13 protein-coding genes are annotated in these 19,392 nt (G+C 46.6%); 6 read left to right on the top strand and 7 right to left on the bottom strand.

Annotated features, from left to right (window positions below; translation table 11 throughout):
* Nucleotides 1-53 precede the first annotated feature (53 nt).
* Nucleotides 54-1,010, top strand: a complete 957-nt coding sequence (locus tag CWM47_RS14655) for a hypothetical protein (protein ID WP_100988744.1) — start codon at nucleotides 54-56, stop codon at nucleotides 1,008-1,010.
* Nucleotides 1,011-1,217: 207 nt separating this feature from the next.
* Here the strand turns inward: CWM47_RS14655 and CWM47_RS14650 are convergent, their stop codons facing one another.
* Nucleotides 1,218-5,822 (bottom strand): chemotaxis protein CheB, encoded by a 4,605-nt coding sequence (locus CWM47_RS14650; protein ID WP_100988743.1) that lies wholly within the window; start codon nucleotides 5,820-5,822, stop codon nucleotides 1,218-1,220.
* A gap of 216 nt (nucleotides 5,823-6,038) precedes the next feature.
* Nucleotides 6,039-6,287 (bottom strand): hypothetical protein, encoded by a 249-nt coding sequence (locus CWM47_RS14645; protein WP_100988741.1) that lies wholly within the window; start codon nucleotides 6,285-6,287, stop codon nucleotides 6,039-6,041.
* A 27-nt stretch (nucleotides 6,288-6,314) separates the two neighbouring features.
* Here CWM47_RS14645 and CWM47_RS14640 point away from each other — a divergent pair, with 27 nt between their 5' ends.
* Entirely contained in the window at nucleotides 6,315-7,418 is a 1,104-nt protein-coding gene (locus tag CWM47_RS14640) for a tetratricopeptide repeat protein (RefSeq protein ID WP_100988739.1), read from the top strand.
* Between the two features lie 11 nt (nucleotides 7,419-7,429).
* On the opposite strand, the gene CWM47_RS14635 is transcribed toward CWM47_RS14640, so the two are convergent.
* The 4 genes from CWM47_RS14635 to CWM47_RS14620 form a co-directional block, all read right to left on the bottom strand.
* On the bottom strand, nucleotides 7,430-9,010 hold the full coding sequence (locus CWM47_RS14635; protein WP_100988737.1) for a serine hydrolase: 1,581 nt from the start codon (nucleotides 9,008-9,010) through the stop codon (nucleotides 7,430-7,432).
* 406 nt (nucleotides 9,011-9,416) lie between these two features.
* Nucleotides 9,417-11,168, bottom strand: coding sequence for a 2-succinyl-5-enolpyruvyl-6-hydroxy-3-cyclohexene-1-carboxylic-acid synthase (gene menD / locus CWM47_RS14630; RefSeq protein WP_100988735.1), 1,752 nt, complete (start codon nucleotides 11,166-11,168; stop codon nucleotides 9,417-9,419).
* 110 nt (nucleotides 11,169-11,278) lie between these two features.
* On the bottom strand, nucleotides 11,279-11,686 hold the full coding sequence (locus CWM47_RS14625; protein ID WP_100988733.1) for a response regulator: 408 nt from the start codon (nucleotides 11,684-11,686) through the stop codon (nucleotides 11,279-11,281).
* Nucleotides 11,652-12,815, bottom strand: coding sequence for a sensor histidine kinase (locus CWM47_RS14620; RefSeq protein WP_100988731.1), 1,164 nt, complete (start codon nucleotides 12,813-12,815; stop codon nucleotides 11,652-11,654). Before CWM47_RS14620 ends, CWM47_RS14625 begins: the two co-directional genes overlap by 35 nt.
* Before the next feature lie 281 nt (nucleotides 12,816-13,096).
* On the opposite strand from CWM47_RS14620, the gene CWM47_RS14615 reads away from it, so the two are divergent.
* Genes CWM47_RS14615 through trmB form a run of 3 tightly spaced genes read left to right on the top strand, consistent with a single transcriptional unit; the run spans nucleotide 13,097 to nucleotide 15,962 of the window.
* A complete protein-coding gene (locus CWM47_RS14615) occupies nucleotides 13,097-14,041 on the top strand; it encodes an energy transducer TonB (RefSeq protein WP_100988729.1) in 945 nt (314 codons plus the stop codon).
* Nucleotides 14,041-15,327, top strand: coding sequence for a bifunctional folylpolyglutamate synthase/dihydrofolate synthase (locus CWM47_RS14610; protein ID WP_100988727.1), 1,287 nt, complete (start codon nucleotides 14,041-14,043; stop codon nucleotides 15,325-15,327). Before CWM47_RS14615 ends, CWM47_RS14610 begins: the two co-directional genes overlap by 1 nt.
* 2 nt (nucleotides 15,328-15,329) lie before the next feature.
* Complete coding sequence (trmB, locus tag CWM47_RS14605) at nucleotides 15,330-15,962, top strand: tRNA (guanosine(46)-N7)-methyltransferase TrmB (RefSeq protein WP_100988725.1); 633 nt, start codon at nucleotides 15,330-15,332, stop codon at nucleotides 15,960-15,962.
* A 132-nt stretch (nucleotides 15,963-16,094) separates the two neighbouring features.
* Here the strand turns inward: trmB and gap are convergent, their stop codons facing one another.
* On the bottom strand, nucleotides 16,095-17,087 hold the full coding sequence (gene gap, locus CWM47_RS14600; RefSeq protein ID WP_100988723.1) for a type I glyceraldehyde-3-phosphate dehydrogenase: 993 nt from the start codon (nucleotides 17,085-17,087) through the stop codon (nucleotides 16,095-16,097).
* A 1,405-nt stretch (nucleotides 17,088-18,492) separates the two neighbouring features.
* Here gap and CWM47_RS14595 point away from each other — a divergent pair.
* Nucleotides 18,493-19,308: a 2,3,4,5-tetrahydropyridine-2,6-dicarboxylate N-succinyltransferase gene (locus CWM47_RS14595; protein WP_100988721.1), complete on the top strand. Its 816-nt coding sequence runs from the start codon at nucleotides 18,493-18,495 to the stop codon at nucleotides 19,306-19,308.
* The last annotated feature ends 84 nt before the right edge of the window (nucleotides 19,309-19,392 follow it).

Here is a 19,392-nt window from a genome sequence, read left to right as displayed (position 1 = left end):
TTTAGCCGTTCCCTGATTCCTTTATCTTTATAGGATTCGTTCGATTAATCCCGATGGTACAACGACTTTTGACAGCGGCAAGCCGCCTATACAGTTTTCTTTTTTCGCTTGTTGTCGCGGTTATTTTGGGCGGATTAACCTGGATTTCCTGGGAATTCTATCAAGAGGGACAGTTACAGGACGAATTTGAGCAGCATGGGCATCTGGTTGCCTTGAGCGTTGATGAAGCTAACCAGAAACAGCGGTCGTGGCGGGACATCATGAGCCATAGTACCTATCTAACCGTTACTTACAAAGGGAAGACCTATCAGAGCCGCTTCGTTATGGATAGTGCCTATGTTGGGGGAGGAGACAAGGTAAACTTGCTATACCATCCCGGCTATGATGCCTTTCGGCAACCTGGTCACGAAGTTCGGTTTGATCAATCGAAACGAAAATCACGCCTGATCGAGTGGACGAGCATTCGTGATCTTACTAATCAGCATCGGCTGTTGCTGTTTTGTCTGCTACTCTCTATTGCTTCATTTTTCTGTATCACAGGCCTCATCGTTACGATTATTCCGGTACCGTTTTTATCCGCTATTGCCCGATTCCTGTTTGTTGCCAGCCTGGCGATTGCGGCCATTTTCTTGACCTACGATGGGTGGGCATACGTTCAATATTATCAACACATCAAAGCACACGGGATCGTGTTGCCTGTTCATGTGCTCGATACACGTAAACGAGTGGTGGGGCACCATTCCTCCAAAGGCCCTGATTGGTATAGATATGAAGCGACCATTGCGCAGCAACAGCGTGAACGGGTCATTCCGATCAGCGAGGCTGATTATGATGCCCTAAAGCCCGGGGATACGTTAATTACCCTGTTCGACGAATCTGTTGATGATTTGATGTCGACCGATTATGGTCCGGATTATTCGCTCGTACTGTTACCTGCGTTTTTCTGGTTGCTGACGTTCTTGTTCATTCGGCCCTTTTTTGACCGTGGGTCAACCAAAGCGGTCAGCTGATATTTCAACCAGGCTAAAAAAAGGTTTAACCACAGAGACGGTCCGCCGTTGCAGCACAAAGGGCACAGAGTTGTCCAATGGGGTAGACAATCCCCCACTGGACAACTCTGTGCCCTTTGTGCTGCAACGGCGGACCGTCTCTGTGGTTAAACCTTTTTTTACTCTATCTATAAATAGGTGTAAGCCAGAGTATTCATGGTTCATGCATTATACATCCACAGGCAGCAGTACGCGAAACGTAGCGCCTTCGCCCGGTCGGCCTTCGGCGACAATGTACCCCTTATGATTCTCAACCACTTTCTGCACAATAGCCAGGCCAATGCCCGTACCGGCAAAGGCCGTTTTACCGTGCAGCCTTTGGAACGCCTGGAAGATCAATTCAGCTTGATCCGGTGAAAATCCGATTCCGTTATCAGTTACGTCAATCAGGGCAAACCGTTTGTTTTCATCGGATGGAGACAGAACCATGCCAGCTTCATACCCAACCACTAGTCTGGAAGAAACGATCACCGCTGGTACTCTGTCGGTGGTGACGAATTTAAGGGCATTACTGATGAGGTTCTGGAATAACTGCCGAAGCTGGGCTTTATCACCGTTGATTGTTGGCAACAAATCGACCTGAACGACAGCTTTCTGGTCAGCAACGGTAGTTTCAAGGTCAGTGATGACCTCGTTGACAACGATATTCAAATCAACGGGTATAAAGATTTCCCGTTTTCCCGACAGCCGCGAGTAAGCCAGCACATCCCTGATCATGACTTGTAGTCGCGATGCCGCCGAGTGCATCCGGCTAATCAGATCGGCACCATCTTCGCCCAGATTAGGCGCATAATTGGCCTGAATGATCGTGCCAAATTGTTGAATCTTTCGAAGGGGTTCCTGCAAATCATGGCTGGCTACGTAGGCAAATTGTTCCAGACTGGCGTTTGATCGCTGGAGGTCGGTTATCGACTTTTCGAGTTGTTGCTGGAGGTGCTTGAGTTCGGTGAAATCGGTGAACGTGATCAGGAGCTCGTCGTTAACTTTGGATATAACCATATCGAACCATTTATCCCGGTCCTGACTGGGGTAATGCCACTCAATCCGATGGATTTGTCCCGTCAAATAGGTTTGTATGCAGTTCTGCAGTAAGGTATCTCCCTGTAAATCAATTGGAAACCAATGGCTTATTCGGGTTCCGGGGAGCACACTGGCGGGCTGCCCGATAAACGTAGCCAGTGCCTGGTTCACCATCTCGAAGCGAAAATCGATCAGCCGGTTCGATTCTTCTCCTGACTCGTCGCTGTAGACCGGCGTTAGGGTAAGGATGGCAGCTTGCGAGGAATCAAGAATAAATTGAAGCCGTTCCGATTGCGCTTTTCGATCCAGCGCAGCCTTCAGAATGGTTTCATAAGCCTGTTTCAGATTAGCGGCTTCGTTCAACTGGGTAATATCGCGGGCAATAGCCAGAACGCCTTCTACCGACCCATCTGCCCCTAGTTCTGGAACCATCTGGGTATGAAAGAAAATAGTGCCTTCCGGACTGGGGAAAACGTTGTAATGTTCTTTGGGCAGTCCGCTTTCGAGCACCTCCTGCAAACTTGCCATGTACGGCATTGCGATCGATTCGGGCTGGCCCATCGCCAGAAAGGTTTGGCCTAGAATAAGGGGGGTTGCTTTGCCAATTCGCCCCTCGAAGGCAGCATTAGCATAAACAAGTTGCCGATTTTTGTCCCAGCGGGTTATGACATCGGGTGTGTTTTCCAGCAACCGGCGTAACTGGTTTTCTCGTTGGGCATCAGCTTCTTCCGCTTTCTTTCGATCGCTTATGTCGGAGCTAACCAGTAAAAAACCATCATCAAATTTATTGGCTGATATCAAATGCCAACCAGAATCCCCTTTTTCGCCGTATGGTAGTTCGGTTTGGAGTGGTTCGCCGGATTCAACGACCTGCACATACCGGGAAAACAGGCTGCTTTGTTGCGTATCGTTGTAAAGCGCTTTGTAACTGGTCTTGTATAACTCTTCTACCGTTTGGACTTCACGCTGGCCTAATTCGCTGGCCAATGGAACAAGCTGAAAATCGATAATTGTATTGCGCTCATTTCGTGCCGCTTTAAACAACTGGATCGAAACGGGAGCGTGGGTAATAATACTTTGAAGAAATTCGAGTAATCGTTGTACCTGTTTGTGGTCAGTAATGTCTTCAATGGCGAGCAGAATAGCCGCCTGTCCCTGAAGCCGAATAACCTTTCGGGCATTCAGCCGGAGCACTTTATCCCCTAACTCAGCAAACGAATGGTTCATTTCATACCCCTGTATGGGCATGTTGTGTTCAATTACCTGATCGAGCAATGTTCGCAGTGCCAGTATATCCCATTGTCGATTTCCCAGTTCGTAAAGCAGCCGCCCAACGGTTTCGTCGGGTTCGATACGGAATGTTTTGTAAAAAGCCCGATTGGCCGTTCGTACCCGAAGGTCTTTGTCGAGTACCAGTACCGTTTCCCGGATGGTGCCAAAAATGGCATCCGAGTAATCGTAGGCTTCAGACAACTGATCGTTGCTCAGCTGCAATTCCTGGTTAATGGTCTGCAGTTCTTCGTTGTTCGACTGGATTTCCTCTTTGCTGGTTTCCAGTTCTTCATTTATGCTTTGAAGTTCTTCATTCGAACTGATAATCTCTTCATTCGCCGATTGCAGTTCCTCCCGACCGGCTTCCTGTTCTTCGAGCATCGAACGCATATCGTCACGCATGGTGGCGAGTTCGGCTTCCAATTCCTTTATTCGCTGGTTTCGAAGTTGAGCGGGGGCGGTAACGGGAAGCACTGTTGGGACAACTTCCTCAAAAAGAACCAGAATAAACGACTCCAGAGTTAGCGACTGAAACGGAACGGCATTAATGGTAACCTGATAGTTTTGTCCCCGAACCTGCATTTGCAACCCGGTTTTCGATATCGCCTGATCCGACTTCATGGCTTTACTGACGGCGTTTCGTAAATCGAAGACTAACTCAGGTCTGGCCATCTTAAGCAGGTTAAAATTGGCTTTGCCGGGAGCGGGTTCTAAAAACAAGCTCGTTGACCCCCGAAACCGCAGAATCTCCATATCTTTATTCACAACTACTGAAGCAGGCGTGTATCGTTTCAATAACTCGTCGACGCGTTGGTCCAAATCGTCAGGCTGGCCAGGTGTTTGCATAGTCCGATTGTGAGTAATTCTTTGTTCATCATCTGCCTCCTGGCTTGAATGAATTCGTAGCCCATGTGGAACTGGGTTACTTTTTTTATGTATATCTTTGATTGACAGGGTATTGCTCTGTATGGACGACGTGCCTAATCCATCGTTGAGATGGCTTACCATCGGCATAACAGAGCGATTTCCGTTATTTTTTCTGGTGTAAAGTTTATGATTTTTTGCTGCCTGGGTAAACAGGTTTGTTGATGCACCCACTGTTTCTGCTTTCCCTAATAGCAAATACCCCATAGCATTCAGGGAATAATGGAAGGTAGCAATCGCCTTACGCTGTAAGAAGTTATCGGTATAAATCAACAGATTCCGACAACTAATGAAGTCGATTCGGGAGAATGGCGGATCGACAAAAACATTGTGGGGGGCAAATACACAAAGGTCGCGGATAACCTTGCTGATACGATAGTCCTCTTCCTCCTGCGAAAAAAATCGGTTTAACCGTTTGGGTGAAACCCCTGCCAACTGCGTGGCAGTATACCGCCCCAGCCGGGCTTTGTCGATAACACGTTCACTCAAATCGGTCGCAAAAATCTGGACAGGAATAGGTTTTTCCTGCTCATCAATCGCTTCCATCAGCAAGATCGCCAGTGAATAGACTTCTTCACCTGTAGAACAGGCGGTTACCCAAAGTCGAAACGGTTCTTTTGCTTGTTTTGCCTGTATAATCTGAGGTAACACGACTTTTCCAAGGTAATCCATTGTTTCACTATCCCGAAAAAAGCTGGTTACATTTATGAGTAAGTCGTTATACAGCAAACCAGCCTCTGCAGGATGCTGGCGTAGATAGTCTGTATAGTCGGGTAGGGCAGGTAATTTGTACAGGGCCATTCGCCGGACAACCCGCCGACGGATGGTGGCTGTTTTGTAATGGGTGAAATCGATACCAATAATTTTCCTCAGCAATTGAAGAAGCACATTCAGGTCTTCGCTATCAGAGCCTGTTTCTGTCTGTAATTGTGTGTCTTCCTGTATCTCGGCTAATGCGGTCTGGGTAAAAAGGCTAGGCTGGCGGCTTAACCATTCGAGTTCTTTGGCGATTTCGCTGGGAGAGAGTACTTTGTCGACAACGCCCTCGGCCTGGGCCGATTTCGGCATGCCCTGAAACTTGGCCGAATCGTCCTGAGCAAACGTGATGCCACCAGCGCCCTTAATAGCTTTCAGACCCAACGTGCCGTCTTTGGCCGTACCGGAGAGGACAATCGCAATAGACGCCGTCCGCTGGTGTTCAGCCAGTGACACGAAAAACTGGTCGATGGGCAGATGAATAGCTGGTTCAGGTCGGCGTGGAACCAGTTTGAGTATACCATCAACCACCTCCATATCCTGATCGGGTGGAATGATATACACATGATTTGCCTCCACCTTCATCCGGTGTTTAGCTTCCCGAACAGACATTTCGGTTCGTTGACCAAGAATTTCAGAAAGCTGGCTTTGGTGCGTAGGGCTCAGATGCTGAATATAGACATAGGCCAGGCCCGTAGTGGGAGAAAGGTGCTGCAACAAGTCAGAAATCGCTTCCAGTCCGCCCGCAGATGCACCAATGGCAACAATAGGAACGGGAGGCTTACGGGCTTGGCTACTCATATTTAACTGGCAGATTCATGGTGGGGTTACACTTCCAATGGAAATTTCTAACAGCAAATCTCAGACAATGAAGCGGTGAGTAAGGATTTAACTGAAGAGAGTCGATGTTCGATATAGCAGTAAATGCATCTATGTACTTGTCTAGCTGATAACCTGTATACGCGTACTAAGTTTTAAATAATCTTGTAGATAGGTAGGATAAGCAAACGGGTAAACTTAAAAGGCGTCATTCCGCTCACCAGTTGCCTGCCAGTCGGTATCCATTTCTTGAAAACGCCGGGCAACCTGCATCAAAAAGGCTTCATCGAGCATAGTAGGCACGGCTTCCGGGTTGATAAGGTCCATTTCGCTTACCTTATATGTCTGCTCATAGGGCCCGGCTTCTATTTTGACGATATATTTGCCGTTCCAGGCATAAAGACCAATTCGAAACTGGGCGTGCGGAATATCCTGAACAAAGCGCATGATTGTTTTACGTGTAAATGTTGAATTATGATTGATTTTACAGTAGCCAACAACTGGTTGGTAAAGGTAGGTAACTTACTTCGTCACTCGTTTGTGGTTGTATCGATCATTTACTATTCATCATCAATTGTCCTGGTATCTGGATTTCTGGTAAACTGTGGCAACAGCACCACCGATGAGGCCGCTCAGTTTTTCCTGAAAGGGAATGTGCAGCTTCAAAAGCGCGAATACAAAGAGGCCATACGATATTATTCAGAAGCCATTATCAAAAAGCCCGACTTTGCCGATGCCTATAATAATCGTGGATTAGCTAAATTCAGGAACGACGATCGCGAGGGTGCTCTCGCCGATTATACCCGTGCTATCGAAACCGACCCTGATTTTGGCACTGCCTATTTCAACCGGGCCGAAGTTCGTCTGGAAACCGGTGATGCTGCGGGTAGTGTGTCCGATTTACAGCATATTGAGAAACAGTATACCGATTCGACATTTTACCAGACTCGCCTGGCCGATGCCTATGTCCGGCTCAATAACCCAACTCAGGCCCAGATTGCCTACGATAAGGCGGTACAACTGGACCCGAAAAACGTGGAGGCTCTAACCAACCGGGCTGCCTTATATTACAGTCAGAAAGCGTATGAACCGGCCAAACAGGATATCCAGCGCGCCCTGCAACTGAACCCAAAGCAGGATGCCGCCCTTAATAACCAAAGTTTACTCCTGGCTCATGCCGGAAAATATGCCGAGGCTCTTGGGTTTGTCGAGCAGGCGTTGGCCCAGCAACCCCGCCAGCCGTATTACCTGAATAACAAAGCCTATTTGCTTTTGAAACTGAACCGCCCGGCCGACGCGTTGCCGCTGGTACAGGAATCTCTCCAGCGCGATAATCAGAATGCCTGGGCGCATCAGACCTTGGGGCTCTACTACCTGAATCAGAAACAGGCTGACCGCGCCCTGTCTGAATTTCGGCAGGCCGAAAAATTAGATGCATCCGTCGATCAGTTGTATTACTATATCGGCACCGCCGAAAACGCCCTTGGGCATAAGACCGAAGCCTGTGACGCTTGGCGCCGGGGTGAATCGGCGGGCGACGAACAGGCCAGACAGGAACGGGCGGCTCGCTGTCGGTAGATCTATACGTATTAGTCCATCACTCGCTTTAACGCCAAATCCTGGAAGTCGAAGCTGAAATCTGTGAGGGGGGAGATGGGTTTCATGGTAATAGACCCGGGTTTCATGCTCTCGTCGGGTTGAAAGGTCACGTAGGCATCGGCGTCAAAGCTTCGGTTGTTCCACTTCACGATAAACGTATTTTTTTTATAAAAGAACAGTTCGCCCGTTAGTTTGGGCGACCGCACTGCATGGAACCACAACTTGCCATTTTTCTCGCTAATCTGCACATCCCCGAACCAGTTATCCCGATACGTTCCGGTATAGGTTGAGCGATCAATTTTTGCCGTATTGTTTTTTTGTTCCTTCTCGATAGTATCCCAGGTGTCTTTCGTAATTTTATTCGCTTCTTCCTGGCCTTTCTTTACCCGCTCGCTGTACACTGATACCCAATCGGTTTGCGGGAGGCCTAAATAACTATCCTTGATGGTGTTGGTAACGGCGCTAAACGCTGCTCCGGATTGTTGATTTGTAAAGACAATGATACCCAATTGAAGCTCGGGGAGTAAGGTTACCTGTGTCACCATACCTGCCAGTCCACCCGTATGGGTTACCTGCTTATAGCCTTTTACATCGCTAAGACCCCAACCAAGCCCGTAGGCTGCAAAATGTGTGAGATAAGGGGGAGTAGGGGTGGGATTCACCGGCAGAATAGTCTGGGCACTCCACATATCGGCATGGACTTTCTCGCTGAAAAGTTGTTTGCTGAGGTTATCCCCGTATTTGCCCTTATTCAACTGAGCAATGACCCATTTGCTCATATCGGCCACACTGGAGTTTATGCCCCCCGCCGAATTGCCAAACCGGAACATATCCCGACTAATTACCTGCACCGTGCCGTTGACCGGGGCGTGGGCATCAATCACATTTACTTTATCCGTCAAGCGGGAATAGGTGCCTGCGCTGTGGGTCATGCCCAGGGGTTTCATGATCCGTTCTTCGATAAACGATTCCCAGCTTTTTCCACTCACCCGCTCAATTACTTCGCCTGCCACCATATACAACAGGTTATCGTAATCATATTTCGTCCGAAATCCCGAGACTGGCTTTAGGTAGCGGAGGTTATGGATAACGTCCTTCATGGTAAAGGTGCTGGAGTCGGGCCAGAACATCAGATCACCTGCACCCAGGCCGAGCCCGCTGCGATGGGTTAGCAGATCCCGAATCGTGAACTCCTCCGTTACGTATGCATTGTACATCCTGAATTCCGGAATGTAATCGATCACTTTATCGTCCCACTTTAGTTTGTTTTCATCCATTAATATGCCAAGTGCCGCCGACGTAAAGGCTTTGCTGTTTGACGCTATACCGAAGAGGGTGTTTTCGTCAACTTTTTCTTTAGTTTTTAACGAGCGGACGCCATAGCCTTTGGCGTGGATTACTTTACCGTCCTTCACGACGGCTACGGCAATGCCTGGTACATCGAAGGTGGATAAGGTTCGCTGTACGACCGCATCGATTTGTGGCGATGTAATAATCTGGGCATTTGCCAGCGTGATCGTTGCGAAAAATAAAGTAAACCAGATATGGGAAGGCAGGAGTCGATTTTTCATGGTTGTTTCGGGGAGAAAGGGCAAAGAAAACAGATTTGACCGATTCGCAATATAAAGGTGGTATAACAACTATAACTATAGGTATAGTTGTTCGGATTACTGATGTGACTACTGTTTTTCTGGTTTGGTGAAATTTAGGGTATTTTTGTCATCCCGACGATAGGAGGGAACTTCGGTAGAAAGAAGTTCTCCAATTTATCGAAGATCCCTCCTATCGTCGGGATGACAAAAATACATACAGAGCAAGCTTGCTTGTAAAAGTTTAAACAGCCTACTTAATAAGAAGAAAGAGGTAACCACAGAGACGGTCCGCCTAAGCATAGACACAAAGGACACAGAGAAAAAAGCCATATGTGCACTTTGTGCCTACGCTTAGGCGGGGTTCTTTGTGGTTACCTCTTTTTTTTTAAGCTGTGGTGTTATGCAAGCTGGCTATTTGGGCTTTATACGCCATGAATTGGTTTTGATTGGCCAGTTTATCGGTTGTCAACTCCAGTAGTTTCGCGGTGTTGCCCGGATGGAAAAAATCGGGGAGGAGGGAGCGCAGGACGTCGAGTGAGTCACAAACGGTGTAGGTCAGTTTGGCATCCTGGGCCGTGTTGCGGGCGGTGTATCCGTGTGGGGTTTCAAAATAGGTTTCCAGTTCAGGTTGGCGGCTGGGCCCGTCGATGATTCTGAAAATATGTCCGCTGTCGTTATTCAATAAAATAATGCGCAGGTTGGGCGGGATGGGTGCCGACCAGAGTGCATTTCGGTCATAAAAGAAAGCGACATCGCCAATAAGCACTGTAACGAGCTGGTCGGTCATGAGCGCAGCTCCAACCGCAGTGCTTAAACAACCGTCAATCCCGCTTACCCCTCTATTGGCCGACACACTAATCTGTTGCCGTTCCGACACACCGCAGAGGTTTGCATAGCGTACGGGCATACTATTAGCCAGATGGAGCAGGGAGTTTTCGGGCAGATGTTCCAGAACGACTTGCACCGCCGACCAGTCGGTCAGGGTTTCCGGTTCGGAGAGAAGCATTTTTTCAACGAGCCGGGCGGCTTTTCGGTCAACGGTTCGCCAAAGGTTCAGGTATTCGTGGGTATCATCGTCATCATCGCCCTGAAGGAAACGCTGATAGTCGACATCGGCAAAGAGTTTTTCTAGAAAAGCCAGCGGTTCAGCCGGAATTAGGGTTGTTAAGCTCTGAAACGAATCATTGATTCGATCAATAGCCGGCTGGATATGCCAATGCCGATGTGCCGGATACTGTCGAAGGAAGGTCTTTAGGTTTCGGGTCAGAAACGAGTTGCCTATTGTCAGGAGTAAGTCCGGCCGGAGTGAATGAGCCGTTCGTTCGTCTATCCCGGCTAGAAACGTATCGGTACGGGTAATGAATAAATCGTTTTGCGGAATGTTGCCGACAATCTCCCCCACAATCGGAATCCCTATTTCTTCACTCAATTTTCGTAGAATAGCCAGTAAGGCCGGGTCTCTGGGAATTTGCCCGACGGCAATCAATGTCCGTTCACTTCGTTCCCATTCCTGTAGTAAACCGTGCCAGGTTTCCGGGGCTAGTGTGGGTTGGGCTGCACAGACATCAATAATCCGCACGGGTCCATACATGAATGATTCATCGGCAGCGGGATAGAATGGTTCGCGAACAGGTACGTTAATATGAACCGGACCGGCCGGAGACAACTGGCTCAGGGTGATGGCTTCATTAAGTGTTCGTTCAATGAACCAGTGGGCGTCTGGATGGGAATAGTCGGCGGGGAGGTCGTAGCTTCGTTTTACGTGCGTGCCGAAAATGCCCACCTGGTTAATTGTCTGACCATCCTGTTGGTGCAACCACTCATGAGGGCGGTCGGCGGTAAGCAGCAGGAGGGGTGTCTGACCAAAAAACGCTTCGGCAACGGCTGGTGCCTGGTTATAGACTGCACTGCCCGATGTACAGATAACCGCAACGGTCCTGCCACTTTGCAGAGCCATACCCAGGGCCACAAAACAGGCCGATCGCTCGTCGGCCATTACGCGAGTGCGTAAGTGTGGGTGTCGGGCTACCGCCAGCGTAAGCGGAGCTGAGCGGGAACCCGGCGAGACAACGACATCGGAGATCCCTTTTTTATATAAAAGCTCGGCAATGGTAACGATAGGCTGTAAAACAGGCATAGGGCAGGACGTACTGGATACCGGACAAAATTCGTCAATTCTTTACGCCTAACAAGCTGCTTTGTTTCTTTGTTACCGGAGTCATTTGTGGCGGGCTGTAAACGAATCGGTCAGGTAAAGTGTGTATTCACAATTTCCTGGATCATAGCACTGGTAAGTGGTTTGGTCCGATACGCCTTTATATCCGTCCATAAACTTGCCTTGTGTTTATCATTCGGATTAAGGGAGGTGGTCAGCATCAGAACAACAATGCTGCTTTTTAACTGACTATCCAGTTTATCGTATTCCTCCAGAAATTCAAATCCATTCATGCCCGGCATATTGATATCAAGTATCAGCACATCTGGTCGAACATAATCGGGATGATCGGTAACGGTTAAATACTGGAGGGCATTTGGCCCACTATCGGAAATTCGAACCTGCTCACACAGTTCCGATTCGTCAATAATGAGCTGATGCAGGAAATTGTCGTCCGGGTCGTCGTCAACGAGCAGGATACAACGTATGGGTTTGGGCATAATGCTTACTGGTTTTAATCACTTTGGGAATGGTAACAAAAAATGTTGTGCCTACGCCCACTGTACTGTCAAGCCAGATTTTACCGCCATAAATATCGACTACTTTTTTACAGGTTGCCAGGCCAATGCCCGTACCTGCATACTCGTTGCGTCCATGAAGGCGTTGGAAAATCTGGAAAACCCGCTCAAAGTATTGTTTGTCTATGCCAATTCCATTATCGTTTATAGAAAACAAATACTCGCTTCCTTCATCCGTTGCCCGAACCGTTACACGTGGTGTTACGCCTGGCCGACGGTACTTAAGCCCGTTCGAGATCAGGTTTTGAAATACCTGTTTCAAATCTGTCCGATGGGCCAGGAGGGTTGGCATCGGTCCAATATCGATCTGTGCGTCTGTATTTCGACTGTCAGCCTCTTGTTCTTCCTGAACTTCAGCCAGTACCGTATTTAAATCGATCTGGACAAATTCCAGTTGAGTACCTACTCGGGAAAAATCCAGTAAGTCATTGATAAGAACCCGCATTCGTTCGGCGGCAGCGGTCGACACATCAATGAGCCGTTGGGCGTCGGTATCTAACTTGTCGCTGTGTTTATTTTCGAGCAGCGACAGGTAATTGACGATTGTTTTTAATGGAGACTGCAGGTCATGGGAAGCGATATAGGCAAACTGTTGCAGCTCTTCATTTGAGCGGCTAAGTTCCTGCATAGCCTGTTGCCGAAAGGATAGTTCACGATCATACTCGCTTGACGTCCGTAATCCGATGGCATCGTTGAAGTACCGAATCAGAGCGAGGACGGTTGCCACCGATACGCCGGCTGTCAGAAAACGAACCAGTGCACTAATGCGGTAGGCAGGCCACCAGAACATGACTGCGTCGAGCAGGTGGGTCAGGCCGCAGAGGAGGATAAAGGCGCCAAAAAGCCAGAATACCCCGGAAAGGGGTACCCCTTTTTTCACGATCAGAAATCGAATCAATATGAGTGGAATGGCCATATAAGCCAGCCAGATAGTTAGATCGGAGACGATATACAGCCAGCCATGAAAGTCGGTCCATCGGCCGCAATACCACCTGGGGGGCCAATCGTTTACATCAGCGAGTCGTTGAAAAAACTCGATTACTTGTTCCATACTTTTCAGGAAATAGGTTACGGGAGGAAAGGGTTTTGCCCTGAATTGGTAATAACTATTTATTATTTAGGCATTAAAGATAACTAAAAGAGATAAATGTACCTTTCTTTTTCAGATAAATGCACTTAATCTACAGTAAAAATACTCAGCTAAACGTATATCCAAAACTATCTATCCCAGATTTTCTGTTACTTTGTTTATGAAGTGGCTGCCTATCCTTATTGCATGAATAAACGATGCAGCCATTGTTCACGTTATAGGAGAGAAAAACCATCGCCTGCATGAATCGTATTACTTTTGAAAACGAAGATGAAATTCGGGTAAAATCCTTCGCCGGTGCCCTAATCATCAATGTGTTCCTGATCGCATTATTGTTATTGGTGAATTTATCCCAAACCGTACCGAACCCACCGCCCATCGAGTTTGTGGAGGTCAACTTCGGGACCGATGCCCGTGGTAGTAGCCGTATTCAGACTTATAACAAAGCGTCTGACTCGCCAAACCCCGTCGATGTCAAAGCCGCCGATAAGCGACCAAATCCCAAAGTCAATACAACGCCCCGGCTCGAAAAGACCCGGGTTACGCCATCACCTAAAGTAGCCGATGCGAAACCCGCCAAAACAGCCACTGAAAAGCCCATCATTACCAGTAAAGCAGAAAGTCCTGTAACAACGCCTGAGCGGCCCGAACCCAAACGGGTCGAATCACCGAAAGCAACGGCCCCCGTCGAACGGCCCGCTCCACCGGCCCCCCCTAAGAAAGTGGAGACCGTAAATAATGATGCCCTGTTCAAAAAGTCGTCGGGAGGGGGTGGTTCCAATGGTACCGTTGGTAAAGCGTCGGGTACGGGTGGGAATAACAACGGCGACGATGCCAGTGGTGTAGGCGATAAAGGCAATCCGAACGGAAAAATCAATGCTAAGGAGTTTTATGGAACCCCTGGCGGGGCTTCATCGGGGGTAGCTTTCGATGTATCGGGTTGGTCGATGGCCAGCCGCCCCAGTATAAATGACGATTCCGACGAGACCGGTAAAATTGTTTTTAAAATCACAGTGGACGATGGGGGAGAGATAACCCGGATTCAACAGTTGCAAAGTACCGTTAGTCCTTCGGTTGCCGAGGTGTACCGGAAAGCAGTACAACGGCTCCGGTTACGTCCAAAAGGGGGAGCAACGCCACCAACGGCCACGGGTACGATTACCTTTATTATAAAGTCCAAAGATTAATGCAGTATACGGAAGCAATCGACTATTTATATAGTCGGCTCCCTGTTTTTCACCGGATTGGTGCCAAAGCGCTCAAACCCGGCCTCGGTAATACCCTTTTGTTGTGTGAAGCCCTTGGGAATCCCCAGCATCAGTTCACCAGTATCCATGTGGCAGGAACGAATGGGAAAGGCAGCAGCTCTCATATGCTGGCGGCTATTTACCAGTCGGCTGGCTATCGGGTGGGCTTGTACACGTCCCCCCATCTGAAATCGTTCACCGAGCGTATCCGGCTCAATGGGCAGCCTATTCCTGAGACGGAGGTGGCTCACTTTGTTGTCCGGCATCAGGCACTTATTGAGCGGATCGAACCCTCTTTCTTTGAAGTGACGGTTGCCATGGCCTTCGATTTTTTTGCCCGCGAAGCCGTTGATGTTGCCATTATAGAAGTGGGCCTTGGCGGACGACTTGACTCTACAAATGTAATCACCCCGGTCGCTTCGGTCATTACGAATATTGGTTATGATCACACCGATATATTAGGCGATACCCTGCCGCAAATAGCGAGTGAAAAAGCGGGCATTATAAAACCAGGGGTGCCCGTACTAATAGGCGAAACGAATCCCGAAACAGAGCCTGTTTTTCGTACGATGGCCGATTTTGTAAATGCTCCAATTGAATTTGCTGATCGCCACTATTCCGTACAGGATAACGGCATTTTAAATGAAAGACGGAACGTCCTGGTGAGAAGAGACAGCGAACTTGCGCAACCGTTTGACCTGGATTTATTGGGTTCTTATCAGTTAAAAAACCTGCCCGCCGTGTTAGCCACCGTTTCGGCATTACAATCGTTATTTTCTGTTTCGCTGGCGGCAATGCAGACAGGGTTAACTTCTGTAACCTTGTTGACAGGGTTAAAAGGACGGTTTCAAACCCTCCAGTATCGGCCCAGAGTTATCGCTGATACTGCCCACAATCAGCCCGGCTTAGAAGCTTTACTTGAGACAATTCGATCAATTGATTATGCACGTCTGCGTATAATTATTGGTTTGGTGGCCGACAAAGATCGTAGCCATATTCTGGCTGTACTTCCTCAGAATGCAGTTTATTACTTCTGTCAGGCCCAAACACCGCGGTCATTACCAGCGGCCGAGTTACAATTGGAAGCTGCCGGTTTGGGCCGAATCGGGGAGGCTTTTACCGATGTCAATGCTGCCCTATCGAGTGCCTTACTGGATGCCGCTGCTGACGATTTACTATTGATAACAGGCAGTAATTACACCATTGCCGAATTAACAACCCTATAACCGTGACGCGTAGAAAAGCACAATTCTTTCTGCAAAATGCAGAGAGTTCAAATGTTATTGAAGTTGGTAAACCGTTCTATAAAACAATTCGTGGGCGTTGGAAAACTGATTATTTTGGTAATGAAAACCCCATTGTTCTTGAGCTAGCCTGTGGAAAAGGGGAGTATACTGTGGGCCTTGCTCAGGCTTTCCCGGATGTAAATTTTATTGGCGTGGATATTAAAGGAGATCGGATCGCCCGAGGTTCAAAGGCTGCAGAAACATTGGGTTTACAAAATGTAGCGTTCCTGCGTACGGATATAAACTTCCTGACAGAATTTTTTAGAGAAGGGGAGGTCAGTGAAATCTGGATTACATTTCCCGATCCGCAGCCACGTCCCAAACAGGAAAAACATCGGCTGACCCATCCTCGGTTTCTGGCCCTATACAAGTTATTGCTGGTGCCAGGAGGGACGTTACATTTGAAAACGGATAGTCCGGAGTTATTCGCCTATAGCCTGGAGCAGGTTAAACAAGCAAACGGCGTTGATTTACAATATACAACTGACTTATATAACTCACCGTTGAACGAAATACATCTGGGAATCAAGACAATGTTCGAGCAGCTATTCTTCGACAAAGGATTTACAATGTAAAATGGGTGTGATTTAACATAATCACACCCATTTTACTGTTTACTTATGTAATATAACTCTGTAATTAGCTATTCAATGCAATTTTAAGTATAACAAAGTAAACCTGTATTGAATAATTTAAAAATTACATTGTTAAAATAACCTAGCCATTAAGTCAGCTACCCGGCTTGAATAGCCGAATTCATTATCATACCAGCCCACAACTTTCACCAGCGTTCCGTTAGCGGCTGTCAATTTCGAGTCGAAAATGCAGGAGTGATGGTTGCCTACAATATCAATCGATACGATTTCATCCGTACAATACTCCAGAATTCCTTTCAGCGTAGTTTCTGAAGCCTGTTTAATAGCGTCATTGATCTCCTGAATGGTTGCTTCGCGCTTGAGAACAACTGTAAGATCAGTTAATGAACCGTCTGGGGTTGGCACACGCATTGCATTCCCGTCCAATTTACCCTTTAACTGGGGAAGAACGAGCCCAACAGCTTTCGCTGCACCAGTTGAGGTTGGTACAATCGATAATGCAGCCGCGCGCGCCCGACGCAGGTCGGAGTGGGGCCCATCTTGTAAGTTCTGATCGGCGGTGTAGGCGTGAATTGTAGTCATGTAGCCTTTTTCAATACCAAACACGTCATCCAGAACTTTAGCCATCGGCGCTAAACAGTTGGTTGTGCAAGATGCATTCGAGATGATTGTTTCCGTGCCGGTGAGCGTATCATCGTTTACACCAAGAACCACCGTTGGGATGTTGCCTTTTGCCGGGGCTGAAATGACAACTTTTTTAGCACCTGCCTGTAAGTGCATGCCTGCACCCGCTTCATCAACAAAACGTCCGGTCGACTCCAGAACGACATCTACCTTTAAATCGCTCCAGGGTAAGTTCTTTGGATCACGCTCAGCGTATGCATTGATACGAATTCCGTTCACGGTTAAGCTGTCGCCATCGGAAACAACTGTTCCTGCAAATTTACCGTGAACTGAATCATACTTAAGCAGATGCGCCAGGGTCGCATTGTCGGTTAGGTCATTGATAGCGACTATTTCAATGTTTTCTTTTTCAAGCAGTCGTCTGAACGATAACCGTCCAATACGGCCAAAGCCGTTAATAGCAACGCGTATTTTTTCCATGTACTGAGAAAATTTGTTTGTTTTCGGGGTCAAATATACAGATTTAATAAGCCTTTTGTAGGTATATCTATTCTTGACGTTAAATTAGCAAAATAGGGTAGGTAATTAGTATTTAGTAATTTCAATGTTGAAATTTTAGTATATTACTAGCATATTACTAAATGAATATAGCAATTTTTAGTAATTTTACTATAATACATTAGCATTTGCTAATTTTATTACTAATTGGACTCGTAATTACTAATAAAATTCACTTTTATTGCTAAAAGCTATTTTTTTACTCACGCTATTTACCAGTGGTTTATTCATTGGTTTATTTAGGATAGATAGGAGTGAAGGGTTACACAATCAATAGGTACAAAATTAATTTATCGATCGAAACTAATAAATTGTTCACTGTCTCAATCTCTCCATACTAATGAGGTTTTTTTTCTACAAACAGTTTCTCAAGCAAAAAGCGGGATTGTTATTTTTCATGAATTAAAACACCGCCCACACGTCGCATTTTACTTGGTATTACTCTACGAATAGGTTTATCGGCGTATTTGACGGCCTACGTATTAGCATTATGGCGAATGACAATCAAATTCTTCTATGCTACATTAGATTGCTTATAGCTGTACGAACAGTAGCTAATATTATGCTTTAGTTTTTCTTGATTAACCTTCCTTTACTATTTAAAACGATATATGAGTTGGTTGCCAAACCCTACCTGATCCTCTGATCTTCTTCCGTATTTAAGATAATTACAGAATACTCATGTTTGTAAAAATTATAGTTGACATGCGAGGCTTGTCTATACCAATCTAAACGTAACTCAGGCCAGACAAACCATACGTATCAGATTCCGTAAGTAACGCAACATTATAGTTGGATGGTCCTAGGCAATATACAAATGGCTATTGCCTAGGACCATCTAGGCCTACCTCAAATGGCACTTAAAAACGGCTCAATTATTGCCCTAATCTTTACAAGTAGTTAACCAACCAAGAAGCAAGAAGATGATCAATCTTAAGTAAATCATTAAAGCGGCATAATACTGATTTAACCAATTTTATTAGCTCCCATGTGTTGTCATCTAGAACGTAAACTAACTGGGCTATAAACAACGTAGCAGAACATCGTAGTTCACTGGCATTCGTGGGACAAACAGTCCTATTAGACTTCCGTAAGTCAGGTACGTATTAAAGTATTGATTAGGTTAATAAGGGGGAGAGCAACGATCAAATTTAAATTAATTGACGCCATATATTTCAACTATACACGTCTAAGTGTTACCTTTGAAAGAAGAAAAAAAGTACAGTATATAATATCGATGTATAACAATATAAAATTTGGTCGTTAAAATTAATTAATTCATATTCAGATAGTTATATCAGTATTTATAAATTTTTACTTTAATTAAATGAATAATAAAATCGAAGAAATTTGGGCGAACCGTGAGTTGTTAGCCAAGCCAGAATCCATACAACTAATTAAGGAAGTAATAAATCAATTAGATAGGGGGGAACTCCGCGTCGCAACGCCACCCTCTGACGAGTCAGGCAACTGGACTGTTAATGAATGGGTAAAAAAAGCGATCCTGCTTTATTTTGTCAGCCAGCAAATGAAGACAGAAGAAGTGGGCATCTTTACATTCAACGATAAGATTCCACTTAAGACAAATTTTGCAGACGCTAAAGTTCGGGCGGTTCCGCCAGCGGTAGCCAGGTTTGGCTCGTACCAGGCACCGGGTGTGATTCTGATGCCATCCTATGTTAACATTGGTGCCTATGTTGATGAGCGAACCATGGTTGACACATGGGCAACTGTAGGAAGTTGTGCACAAATTGGGAAAGATGTTCACCTGAGTGGGGGCGTAGGAATAGGTGGTGTCCTTGAGCCACCGCAAGCCGCTCCTGTTATAATTGAAGATGGTGCTTTTATCGGATCACGGTGCATTGTCGTGGAAGGAGCCCACATTGGCAAGCGGGCCGTATTAGGCGCTGGCGTAACGATTACCGGCTCATCGAAAATTATTGACGTGACGGGTGCTAAACCAGTGGAGTATAAAGGATTTGTTCCTGCTAATTCTGTTGTAATACCTGGCAGTTATGCTAAACAATTCCCGGCCGGCGAATTTCATGTTCCTTGCGCCATTATTATTGGTCAGCGTAAACCATCAACAGATCTTAAGACTTCTCTGAACGATGCGCTACGCGAAAATAATGTATCCGTTTAACAGTGTATATATTTACTAGGGTAACTAGATACTATTATAATTAACAAAACACTATATTACAATTGTTAATTAATAATGTTAATT

It is taken from the genome of Spirosoma pollinicola (genome assembly GCF_002831565.1).
In the GTDB taxonomy this organism is placed as follows: domain Bacteria; phylum Bacteroidota; class Bacteroidia; order Cytophagales; family Spirosomataceae; genus Spirosoma; species Spirosoma pollinicola.
This window is presented reverse-complemented; position numbering and strand designations above follow the sequence as displayed.